Raw genomic sequence first — 12,321 nt, forward strand, 5'->3', positions numbered from 1 at the left:
TAAATAGTTTTTAATAAGTATATTATACTTTGCTAAATTACTTTTTACTTTTGATCTTTAAATTCTTTAAATAAAATCAAACTTTCAAAGGGTCCAAGAGTTTTAGGTGTGTCTGAATAGAATTTATTGGCATAGGTTGAAGATAAGATTGAATATTCATTTAAGGGTACAACTTTGTTATGTTTATTAGAAATATTAATTAAAAATGTAATTCGTTTATTGCGACTTTTTTTAGTAATTTTAAAAATACCTTTTTTATTGTATCTAATATTCAATTTTGCTGAATTAAGAAATTCTGTGTAATCAGAATCAAAAATAAATTTATTTAAAAAATAAACATAATTTAGTGAACTTTCTTTATTATCTAATTGATTCTTTACATTGATATATGAATAATTTAGGGCACATGGGACTTTTTGGGGATTGCTTTTAGTAGCTCCTGCAAAACGATCGTTATTTCAAGACATTCAAGTGTATGAAGTTCATTTATTGAAATATCATTGATATTTAAAATACTCTTCAGAATTGATATTTTTAGATTGATAGTATCTTTTTTCTTCATTGTAATCTTCATTATTAAAATCAAAATTATTATTTATTTTTGCTCTTAACATTCCAATTTCGTCGCCATAATAAATTCCTATAGAATTATTAGCAGCATACAATAAACTAAAAAAAGATTTAGCCGATTCATTAAAATAAGCTTTTTCATTGCCTCATTTAGATATCATTCTTCCTGACAAATCAGATCCTAGAGAAATGATTGCTCGTTTATCTTTCAGCAGCACTTCGAGTAGTTTAAATAATTGCTGAAAATTTAAGTTATTTTTTTTATTATGTTTAAGGTCTTCTTTATTGTTTAATGTTGAAATCGAATTAACATATAAATAGTCAAAACAAATACTTTTAGTTAGCAATAATTGTTCTAATAATATTACATTATCGGTATTAGATTTTAAGATAATGGTTATCTCAGGTCTTTTTCTTTTAATAATTTTGTACAAATCTTCTAAAAATTGAAATTTGGTTTCATCTTTCAAATTTGATTTTATTAAAAATTCAAAATTATCTAAAACAATTGCTTTAATATCAAGTTTCAAATAAAAATCTAAAATTTCTTCAAAGTATCTAATGAAATTAGCAATTTCTGACAATGAAATTTTTTGAATATCTTTATTAATTAAATAAGGATCTAATCTGGTTAAATATTGAGGCGATTCTTTATCTTTATCTAAGTTATATAAACTCATCATATTGCATCAGTTTATATATGATTGTTTAACTGAAACTAAATCAAGAGTTGGAGCTATTTTAATATTATTTTCATAAAAACCTCTTACAAGTTTTACAAAATCCTTAACTGAGCCATATTTTGTTCTAATAACATCTAAATTAAACTCATTTTGATATTGATTAAGTACATTATCCAAAACTACATAATTTACATTTAATTTTTTGAAATATTCTAGTTTAGTTAAAATTCCATTAAAGTCACCCACACCACTATCATTAGTATCAAAAAATGTATTTATTTTAAGTTCATACAATATTATTCTTTTAGTAAATAAATCCATAAATGTACTCTCCAATTATTTTATAAATTCTAATGTTAGCAGGTCAACAAATATTTCATCTTTAATTTTGCCTTGTTTTAGTTCAACATCAATTTTGGCAATATTAGTAATTAGACTATCTAGTTTTTTCAAACCAATTTTATTTAAAAACTCTCTATGTAATTTAACTCGATATGGATGAATATTAATAACTTTCGAAATTTCATCATTAGTAGGTTTTGTATTCTTTAAAACTGCAATGTTTTTTGAATTAATTAGAATTGAGGCAATTTGATTTAGAATTTGATTTGAATCAATTCCATAGTTTAATTGTTCTTGAATCTTTTTAACAATATCCTGAGGATTTTTTCATTTTAAAATTGCTTCAGTTAAAGCAAAATCAATATTATTAGACATTGAAAAATTATTGTCGTCAATCATTTTTTGGCTAATATTTTTATCAACTAAAATTAATTTATCTATTTCAGATTCGATTAAGCTTAAATTATTAGGCATATTAACTAAGAAGTTGGCCAAAGTAATTTCTGAAATGGTGGCATTTTTTTGTTTTATCATCTTATAAACGAATGCAAATAATTCACGTTCTTCAAGTTTATTAGCTTCTATTATTTTAGAAAATTTAGATACAAATAAATATGCGCTCGAGGGGCTAAAAGAAGTATCATATTTATAAATTTCTTGACTAAAAATGAATGTGCAATTTCCAGCATTATTCAATTGTTTTATTAATTGTACAAATTCATCAATAACACTCTTAGAAATTTTATTTTTTAAATTGAAAAAATATGGATTTTTAATAATAACAACTTTTTTAGCACTAAACAATCCTAGATTACTTAATGTTTCAGCAAACTCTTCAATACTAAAAAAATCATAGAACTTTATAAGATCTATTTCTTCTTTAATAGCCTGTTTTTCAGCATTTAATATTTCATCAATTTTTTGGTTAATAAAATATTGCTCATCACCTCTAATTAAATACATATTGTTCATGTATTATATTATAAAGACTTTATTTTTTGATATAATGAACAAATATTATTTACTAAATTTATTTTATAGAATGGAGCAAAAATGGCAGGACATTCAAAATGAGCTACAACTAAAAATCGCAAGGCTGCAATGGACTCAAAAAGAGCAAAAATGTTTCAAAAATTTTCAAAAGAAATAATTGTTGCAGCGTCTTTAGGTGGACCCGATCCTGATTCAAACCCCTCACTAAAATTAGCAATTGCTAAAGCTAAAGCTAAATCTATGCCAAAGGCAAATATTGAAAAAGCCATTGCTAAAGTATCTGGCGCATCTAAGGAAGCTGTTAATTTTCAAGCGTATTTATATTCAGGTACAGCTTTTGGTGGTATTAACTTTGTTGTAAGCTGTCTAACTGATAATTTCAATAGACTAGCTTCTAATATTAAACATTATTTTAATAAATACAATGGTCAACTAGGTAAACAAGGAACAGTACCTTATGTATTCGACCAAAAGGGTTTAATTGAATTTCCTTCAGATGTAGCTTCTGAAGAAGAAGTAATGATGATTGCTTTAGATGCCGGTGCTGAAGATTTTAAGATGGAAGATGATTTATATATAATCACAACTCAACCTTCTTCTTTTCAAGCAGTTAAACAAGCATTGGATGAAGCTTTGGCAATTGAAAATTATTCGACTGCTGAAGTTACATATATTCCTAATTCAGAAATAGAAATTGATGCAGAAAAAGCAGAACAATTAGAAAAATTTGTAGATTTTTTAGAAGACGATGAAGATATTCAAGAAGTTTGACACAATGCAATTTTTGAATAAAATAATTAGCAAAAAAATTGATTAATCTTAGATTAAATTTCTGGGATTATTTTTTTCTCTTATTTTTCTTCAAAAACATTAAGTTAAAATCATTTTTTTTATATTTAAAATATGAAAATAAAATTAAACAAGAAAAAACTCGCTTTAGGCTTAAGTTTATTTTTGGTTTCATCATCAATTTTGATTGGAGGCATTATTACTAAAACACAAATAATTGATAAACTAAAGCCAAATGCAAACAAAGAAATTGAAGACAAATATATAACAGTTAAAGTCTCGGGAGCAATAAAGTATCCTGGTGAATATTCAATTAAAAAAGGTTCTACATATCAAGATGTTTTTAAAGAATGCATACTACTATCAGGTGCTGAATTAAGTGGAATTAATCGACAAGAAGTTTTGCTTGAAAATAAGAATATTTATATTCCCTTTTTAAAAGATAGAAAGCTAAAACTTAGTGATATTACCAATGCTGAAATACTAATTAAAATTGGACTAAAACCTGGTATAGCTAAAAAAGTATTTGATTATTTAAAGGATAATAAAATTATAAGTTGAGATGAAGTGTTAAAAATACCAGGAGTTGGTGAAAAAACTTATTTATTACTAACAAAAAATATAGCTATATAAATTCAATTTTTCCTAGTGTTTTAGCTAGTTTTCTTGTTGTTTGTATATTTTTAAAAATCAGCTACTTTATTACTATTCCTCTTTTAATTGTTGTTTGCTTTTTAAATAGTCTAAATTTAAAGTTTTGAAATTTATTTTTATTTTTTAGTGTTATTTTAGTAATTAGTTTGCTTATATATCAATTTTTATTTAAAAAGTATGACGGTCAAGAAATTGAAGGAAATTATGAACTAATCAAGAAATACAAAAATAAACTAATTTTTAGATATAAACAATTTAATTTTCAAGTAAATATTAAGGATAATAAATTTAATTTAAATGAAAATTTAAAAACCAATCTTCTCTTTTATGTGTCAGGAAAAATGCAAAAGTTGAATGAAATTAGTTTATTTAATATAAGAAATCAAATATTTTACAATTTTAATTATTCAAATTTAGCATATATAAAAGAAATTCCAAACAGCAATTTTATTTATCATTCTAATGAAATTGTGCAAGACTATTTAAATATTATTGTATTAAATAGATATTCATATGTAAGTTCAATATATAAAAAATTAAGTGATTTAAATATAATTCATTTTTTTACTATTAGCGGGTTTCATTTTAGTTTAATATATTCTTTTTTATCTTTCATTTTTAAAAAAATCAAAATTAAAAAACCATATAATGAATTAATATCATTAATGTTCTTGCTAGTTTATTTAATAATATTAGGTCACAAAATTAGCGCAATAAGAGCAATGCTTTTTCTTTTACTAAATTTTATTAATAAAAACTTTTTAAAATCAAAATTTAGCAAAATATCATTACTAGCAATTAGTGCTCTAACAATGAGTTTATATAATCCGTTTGAATTTTTTTCATATTCATTTATTCTTTCATATATAATTACACTTTTAATATTAATTACATATGATTTGTGCAAGAAACTAAATATTTATGCCAAGAATATTATTGTTATTTTAGTTGCTCATTTGAGTTCGACTCTAATTATTCACACTTTTAGTGATAAGTACAATATTTTTTCAATTTTTATTCAAGTTTTAGTAGCCCCTTGAATATCATTTAATTTTATTATCAGTATATTATTATTTAAAACAGGTTTTTTAATTGAAAAAATTATTTTAATGATGGATAGTTTTTTAAATTTACTTAACACTTCTAATTTTTATTGATATTTCAAAATTTCAAATGAAATTTGTATATTACTTATATCTTGAGTGTTGATTATTAATAGAATAAAAATATTTGAAATTTTTGCAATTCCAAATATTAAACGTTATTCATTAATTAATTCATAAAATTCATTTTCATCAATTACTTTGATTGAAAATTTTTTAGCTTTAGATAATTTTGAACCCGCATCTTCTCCCGCTAATAAGTATTTAGTGGTTGATGAAATGCTAGAAATAACTTGGCCGCCATGGCTTATAATAAGTTTTTCAAAATAATTTCTAGGTTTAGAAAGCTTGCCTGTAATAACAAAACTAAGATTTTCTAATTTATTGCTAATTTTAGATTCCTTGTATTCTGGATTAAGTCCTAATGATATTAAATTCTTAATTAATTCTTGATTCTCTAAGTTTGAAAATCAATCAATTAAATTATTTGTTATTTTAGAGCCAAATTCATGATAAGAACTAAATATACTAAAATCAAAAGTTAAAGCATTTTCAAATTTTTTCAATTTAGAAGCAACAAATTTTGCTGTTTTGGCGCCTATTAACGGTATTGAAAGGCCAAAAATTAGCTTATCTAAGGATTTGGTCTTTGATTCTTCAATCGAAAATAGCATTTTTGAAATTGATAATTTTCCAAAACCTTCAATTTTGATTAATTCATCTTCATGATCTTTTAGTTTAAAAATATCTACAACATTTTTTATAAAACCTAATTTATTAAAAGTGATAATATTTTTTTCACCTAATGTATTTATATCTAAACCTTCTTTAGAAGCAAAGTGTATCAATTTTTTGACTTTAATTTCAGAACAGTTTTCATTATTACAATATTGTTCTAAAAAAGTTTCATTAAAAACTAATTCACTATTACAATAGGGACAATTTTTAAAGTAATTGAATGGTTCTAAATTATTTTTGTTAGCAATGCCAATTACACAAGGTATTATTTCACCGGCCTTTTGAATGTAAACTTCATCGCCTATATTTATGCCTAAATCACTTATAAATTGAAAATTGTTTAATGTTGCAAAAGCCACTTTGGTGCCTGATATTTCAACTTCTTCTAAAGAAGCGTTATAAGTAATTAAACCTGTTCGACCTACTGTAATAAAAATGTCTTTCAATAATGTTGAAGCTATATCAGGCTCATATTTAAAAGCAATGGCTGAATGAGGAAATTTAGAAGTGGTTCCAAGTTTTTCGTAATATTTAAGCTCATTTAATTTAATTACAATACCATCTGTTTCATAATTTAAGAGTTTTCTTTTTTGTTTAAATTCCTTTATATAGTTTTCGATGTCTTCTAAACTATGAACTTTTTGAGACTCAGCTGTAATTTCAAAACCTAATTTTTTTAGAAAATTAAAAGATTCTTCCATAGTTTTGAGCCCATGTTTTTCAGCTAAAACTACATAATATAAAAACGCAGATAATTGTCTTTCTCTTACAATAACAAGGTTAAGCTGTCTTAATGTCCCAGCAGCTGCATTTCTTGGATTGGCCATTGCGGGTTTATTTTGTGCTAATAAATTTTTATTCAAAGCATCAAATTTATCTAAAGCTAAAAATACTTCGCCTCTAACTTCTAAATCTTCGAAATAATTAATATTTTTAGGAACATTTTCAATTTGCAATATATTTTGAGTAACATCTTCGCCAACTAAACCATTTCCTCGAGTTAAAGCTTGAAATAATTTACCATTTTTATATTTAATTGAAATTGAAAGTCCATCAATTTTAGGTTCTATAAAAAAACTAAAATTTTTGGCTATTTTCTTAATATTTTCAATAAATTTAATAATTTCTTCAATTTTGTATGCTTTATTTAAAGAAAGCATAGAATGTTCATGTGATACTCTTTTAAATATTTTAGCAGCATGAGCATTAATACAATTAGTAGGAGATAATTCTAGTTCCTCATCACTAAAAAGAGAGCTATATTCTTGCTCTAATTTTTTTAGTTTATTGAACTCTATATCATATATTTCATCACTAACAATCGGATTGTCCAAATCATAATAATGTTTATCTCATAAACTAATTTTGTCTTGTAATTGCTTGATTTCTAATTTTATTTTTTCATTATTAGTCTTATTAGTCATATTCTAAACTCTTTGGAATGTTAATAATCATCAAGAAGGTAAATAAACTTGGTCAATCTTAGTAACTATAATCATTGATGTTAGACCTACAAGTATGATAGTTGTAATAATATCTCTTCAGTTCGGTCTTAAAACACGATAATGTGTTCTTTTTGAATATGGTTCATATCCTCTTGAAGTCATAGCATCCGCTAGATCATTTGCTTTATTAAATGATGAAACAAACAATGGAATCATTAAAACTATAAAAGATTTTGTTTTATCTTTAAAACTTCCATTTTTAAAATCTATTCCACGACTAGATTGAGCTTTCATAATTCTTCCCGCTTCATCTAGTAATGTTGGAATAAATCTTAAAGCAATTGAAATAATCATAGTTATTATTTCTGTTGGAATTTTAATTAATTTCAAGGGATATAACAAATCATTAATTGCTCTAGTTAATAGCACAGGTTTTGTTGAAACTGTTAGAGATGTAGTTATTAGAATAACTCCGTATATTCTTAAAAAGATGGTAACTGAGCGATGAATTGTAAACAAATTTAATTGGAAAATTGATTTTACATCATTTTTAGGGGCCAAATATGTAACATTAACAATTAGTTTTCCTCGATAAATAACATATGCATCAGCATTAACTTCTGAAGAAAGGGGAATATATTTATCAACATCATTAAACATAACAGCACCTTTGACTGTAAACATGTTAATAATTAATAAAAATAATGCAATGTATAATGGTAACTTTAGTTTTTTAAATACAGATTTAACTGATTTTGTTGCCAAAATATATATTACCATACTTAAAATTACTAAAACTCCTAAGGTTAAATAATGTTCAGCTAGAAAAAATAAAACAATAAATAAAATGTTGCCTAAAAATTTTAGACGAGGATCTAATTTATGAATTGGAGTATCAATGTTTAAGTACTTACCAATAATTGACTTATTCATTATTTTGCTCCTTTTTTAGATCTTATTTGTTTATTAATTTCATTTGCTAGTTCATTAATATTTGTTACTTTTCCAATATTAAAACCTTTTTGTTTTAGCTCTTCTACATAAGAAAGCAGTTTGGTAGGAATTAAATTGTTCTCAATTAAGAATTTATTATCATTCAAGATATCATAAGTATTGCCATCTCTAATAATTTTGCCCTGTTTTACAAATATTGTTCTATTTGTTCATCTTAAGGCATTATCTAAGTCATGAGTAACAATAATTATTGTTGTTCCATTTTTATATAAGTTATAAAACAGTTGCAACATATCTTCTACGCCCTGAGGATCTAGCCCGGCTGTAGGTTCATCTAAAACCAAGAATTTTGGTTCCATGGCTAAAATTCCTGCTAGTGCAACTCTTCTTTTTTGACCTCCAGAAAGATTAAAGGGACTTCTTTGTAAATAATCTAAGGGTAAATTAACTAATTCTAAGTATTTAGCAGCCAAAGCTTTAGCTTTTTGTTTTTTAACACCCATAGATACAGGACCAAAAATAATATCTTTTTCAATTGTTGATTCAAATAATTGATATTCTGCGAACTGAAAGACAACACCTACTTGTTTTCTTAATGATTTTATATTTTTTATCTTAGACTTTGTTTTTTTAACATTTATGTCTGTATATACAATTTCTATTCTTTCTTTTTTAGGGGTTGATTTTCATTCAGATAATTTTGTTAAATAATCTTGAAAATCTTGTTTATATAATTCCTCTGATTCGTATTTTTTTCTATCTGGTTTGGATGGTCTTGAACGTTTTTTATCTTTTGGAACATCATAAAAATTAATTTGGCCAGCATCTGGAATTAATAATGCATTAAAATGTTCAATTAAAGTTGTTTTACCTGAACCAGTAGGTCCAATTATTGAAATAGCTTCGCCTTCTTTTAATTCAACACTTACTTCATCTAGAACTTTTATATAAGTTGGTAATTTTTTATTGTATTCCTTAGTTATTTTATCTACTTTAATTTGCATAATTTCTCCAATAATTCTTTACCATCGTAAGTGGGCTCAACGCCATTTATTAATTGACTTAGTTTATAAATGAAAGGCGAATCTATTTTAGCTATTTCAATAATTTCTTTATTATTTAAAATTTCAATTGGTTTTCCTTGAGCTATTACTTTACCTCCTGAAAAAACAATCAATTTATCTGCCAATAATGCTTCATCCATATCATGAGTGATTGAAATTAATGTTTTTTTTGTTTTAGCATGCAAATCATGAATAATTTTATAAATATCATTTCTTCCTTTAGGGTCTAACATTGAAGTTATTTCGTCAAAAATTATTATTTTAGGATCTAGTGCCAAGGTTGACGCTATGGCAACTCTTTGTTTTTGGCCACCTGATAAATTCTGAGGTTCATGGTCTAAAAAATCGCCCATGCCAACTTCATTAGCATAGTTTTTAATAATTTCTTCCATTTTTTCATGAGACATGTTTTTATTTTCAAGACCAAAAGCAATATCATCTTCAACGGTTGAACCAATAAATTGGTTGTCAGGATTTTGATATACAATTCCTATTTTTCTTCTAATTTCTTTTAGATTTTCAGAATTAATTTCAATTCCATCAATAAGTATTTTTCCACTGCTTGCCTTATAAATAGCAGCTAATAATTTTGAAAAAGTACTTTTTCCCGAACCATTGTGACCTAGTATTGCTACATATTGGCCTTCATTTATCGTTAGATTAATATTGTCTAATGCTAGCTTAGGTGCGCCAGGGTATTTATAACATAACTTCTTTATTTCAATCATATTGTTATATTATATTAAAAAGATAAAAATATAGTTTAAACTGGAAAACAATTTGAGGGAAAAATTGTGCTTTTTATTAATATATTAATAAGTTTGTGCGAACAACTAAAAAGTTTAGTTTTTCAAAAACCTAAATTTGTGTTAAAATTACCTTATATTAAACAACAAGAGGTTATATATGAACAAAAACAAAAAAACTATGCTGATTTTAAGTTCAAGCGCATTACTAGTTCCTGCAATTGCAGCTATTTCAGCAAAATGTAAAAACGATGAAGTTCCAAATACAAAAACAGAAGAGCAAATTAAACAAGAATTAAACGAATTAGCTAAAAATCTTGATATAAATATTGATTCAACTAAATATACAATTGAAGAAGCTTTAGATATTAACAAATATACTTTTACACTTGCTAAAGAATACAAATTGGAAGCTAACATTGTAAAAAAAGGTACTGATAAAGTTGAATTAACTTATACAATAAAATCGATAAAAGACAACATTTCATCAAACCCTTATAAAAAAGAGTTTTCTAATTTTGTTAATCCACACACTGAAACAGAGCAAGAAAAAATTAATAGAATTGCTAGAAATCTAAGCATTACATTAGATAAAAAATTCGGAATAGATGATGCCTTAAGTATTTCAAATTACAAATACACACTAGAGCATCCATATAAACTAAAAGCTACTATTACTAAAAAATCTAGCACAATTATTGTTTTGAAATATAAGATAATAAAACCAGGCACTCCAAAAATTGAATCTGAAGAAATTGAAAAAGAATTTTTATTTGAGATTAAAAATTTAGGTGAATGAAAAGACACTCCAGCAGAAGTAAATGGATTAAATTTTGATAAATACTCTGCACTAGGATCATTTTATAACATTAACAATAAAATGACAGTTTCAGAAGCTTTAGAGATACTAAAAAACAATAAAACTTCTGGAAATATTAAAGTATATAATGTTGTTTTTGAACAATATGATGAAAGTAATGGTAATTTAAAATTAAAATTTGATTTAGAAATTGAAGGCAACAAAATAAACACAGGTTTAGTATCCATTTCTGGTTTTAAAAAGATTGAGGCATTTGATATCACTCTTATAAATGTGGAAATAGATCGTGACAAACTAATTAAAGAAAAAAAACAAATATCTGATATTGAAAACAATAATTTATCTGAATACTTAAAATTAATTACTAAAGATGAAACAAATCAAAATGTTAATATTTTAGATTTAACTAAGAAATATCCAAATAATTATGTTGTAACAAAAGCAATTACTTTTACAAATAATAAAAAAGAAAAAGTTAATTTCGAAATTGAAACAAGATATAAAAAGAAAACTAGTGCTGCTCAAGCAGAAGAAGTTGTCGTTAAAAAAATTGATGGTATAGCTAAAGAAATATTAAAAAGTAAAATTGAAGTACAAGAAATTTTGAACTACATAATCGATAATGAAATTGAAGAAAAAGACATTGAAAACAAGCAAGATAAATATGCTTCTTCTTATCTATACAGGAACAGAATTCTAGATCAAATTGCTTCTGATTTTGTTGTTAATAAAAAACAAGATTATTGAGATAATGGTTCAAGAGCCATTGAGTTTGTAACTCAAGAAAATTGATTCAAAATTGATGATAACTTAGGAAAAATTGAACTTACTTTCAACCTAAAGGTCACAATTGATGGAAAAACTCACCTATCAAAATATCGTACTTTTGAATTTTTAGGTTTTAAAAAATTAGATGAAAAAATTGTAGATGAATTTCAATTAACTTTTAATCAAAACGAGAATAATGCCAAAAAATTTTTTGAAAAAATAAAGGCAGAATATAAGAAGAATCCAGGACAAGGTTTTACATTAGATAAAAATTGAGTGGGAACAAATTTAATGTTTGGATATGAAAAACAATTTCTAAGAACCGTTGGTGTTCATCCTCATAATAAATTAGAATATCAAAAAAGTTCAATACTAACACTAAATCTAGGTGGAGAAACTGTTGAAAATGCAATACAAAACAATACACAACTAAAGGGACCTGGAGCTAGATCAGAATTCGAAATTGTAAACTTATATGCTTATTTTAAAAACATTACAATTGAATCTATAGAATCAAATAGAGTTTATTTTAAATTAAATTATGATCTTAGAATTAACATTAACTCTCATACAAAACCTTTTGTAGAAAAAGAACAAAGTGTTTCATGATACTTCAATCTACCATAATTTAAATAACAAAAAATCGGGAAAT

General features: G+C 24.7%; 10 protein-coding genes. 4 read left to right on the top strand and 6 right to left on the bottom strand.

What is annotated here, in order from left to right; translation table 4 throughout:
• Positions 1-44: 44 nt before the first annotated feature.
• Positions 45-1,574 carry an alpha-amylase family glycosyl hydrolase gene (locus tag OF364_RS00740; protein WP_263752548.1) on the bottom strand — a complete coding sequence of 510 codons (1,530 nt, stop codon included), beginning with the start codon at positions 1,572-1,574 and terminating at the stop codon, positions 45-47.
• 15 nt (positions 1,575-1,589) lie between these two features.
• Positions 1,590-2,567: a DNA polymerase III subunit delta gene (holA, locus tag OF364_RS00745; protein WP_263752546.1), complete on the bottom strand. Its 978-nt coding sequence runs from the start codon at positions 2,565-2,567 to the stop codon at positions 1,590-1,592.
• A gap of 81 nt (positions 2,568-2,648) precedes the next feature.
• Here holA and OF364_RS00750 point away from each other — a divergent pair, with 81 nt between their 5' ends.
• From OF364_RS00750 to OF364_RS00760, 3 genes are all read left to right on the top strand, one after another.
• Positions 2,649-3,380 carry a YebC/PmpR family DNA-binding transcriptional regulator gene (locus OF364_RS00750; RefSeq protein ID WP_205851278.1) on the top strand — a complete coding sequence of 244 codons (732 nt, stop codon included), beginning with the start codon at positions 2,649-2,651 and terminating at the stop codon, positions 3,378-3,380.
• 111 nt (positions 3,381-3,491) lie between these two features.
• Positions 3,492-4,010 (top strand): MAG0490 family ComEA-like DNA-binding protein, encoded by a 519-nt coding sequence (locus OF364_RS00755; RefSeq protein ID WP_263773940.1) that lies wholly within the window; start codon positions 3,492-3,494, stop codon positions 4,008-4,010.
• The gene (locus OF364_RS00760; RefSeq protein ID WP_404824617.1) at positions 3,935-5,314 is read left to right on the top strand and encodes an MAG0480 family ComEC-like protein; all 1,380 of its coding nucleotides are present in this window, start codon (positions 3,935-3,937) and stop codon (positions 5,312-5,314) included. The genes OF364_RS00755 and OF364_RS00760 overlap by 76 nt, the downstream gene beginning before the upstream one ends.
• Here the strand turns inward: OF364_RS00760 and ligA are convergent.
• Genes ligA through OF364_RS00780 form a run of 4 tightly spaced genes read right to left on the bottom strand, consistent with a single transcriptional unit; the run spans position 5,293 to position 10,063 of the window.
• Positions 5,293-7,296, bottom strand: coding sequence for an NAD-dependent DNA ligase LigA (gene ligA / locus OF364_RS00765; protein ID WP_263773942.1), 2,004 nt, complete (start codon positions 7,294-7,296; stop codon positions 5,293-5,295). The two genes, OF364_RS00760 and ligA, sit on opposite strands and share 22 nt — an antisense overlap.
• A 3-nt stretch (positions 7,297-7,299) precedes the next feature.
• Positions 7,300-8,250: an energy-coupling factor transporter transmembrane component T family protein gene (locus OF364_RS00770; protein ID WP_205851282.1), complete on the bottom strand. Its 951-nt coding sequence runs from the start codon at positions 8,248-8,250 to the stop codon at positions 7,300-7,302.
• Positions 8,250-9,275 carry an ATP-binding cassette domain-containing protein gene (locus OF364_RS00775; protein WP_205851283.1) on the bottom strand — a complete coding sequence of 342 codons (1,026 nt, stop codon included), beginning with the start codon at positions 9,273-9,275 and terminating at the stop codon, positions 8,250-8,252. Before OF364_RS00775 ends, OF364_RS00770 begins: the two co-directional genes overlap by 1 nt.
• A complete protein-coding gene (locus OF364_RS00780) occupies positions 9,260-10,063 on the bottom strand; it encodes an energy-coupling factor transporter ATPase (protein ID WP_205851284.1) in 804 nt (267 codons plus the stop codon). Before OF364_RS00780 ends, OF364_RS00775 begins: the two co-directional genes overlap by 16 nt.
• Positions 10,064-10,241: 178 nt before the next feature.
• Between OF364_RS00780 and OF364_RS00785 the strand changes: the two genes are divergently transcribed.
• The gene (locus tag OF364_RS00785) at positions 10,242-12,296 is read left to right on the top strand and encodes a hypothetical protein (protein ID WP_263773943.1); all 2,055 of its coding nucleotides are present in this window, start codon (positions 10,242-10,244) and stop codon (positions 12,294-12,296) included.
• Positions 12,297-12,321 lie beyond the last annotated feature (25 nt).

The sequence above is a fragment of the Mycoplasma enhydrae genome (assembly GCF_025779955.1).
Lineage (GTDB): Bacteria > Bacillota_I > Bacilli_A > Mycoplasmatales > Metamycoplasmataceae > Metamycoplasma > Metamycoplasma enhydrae.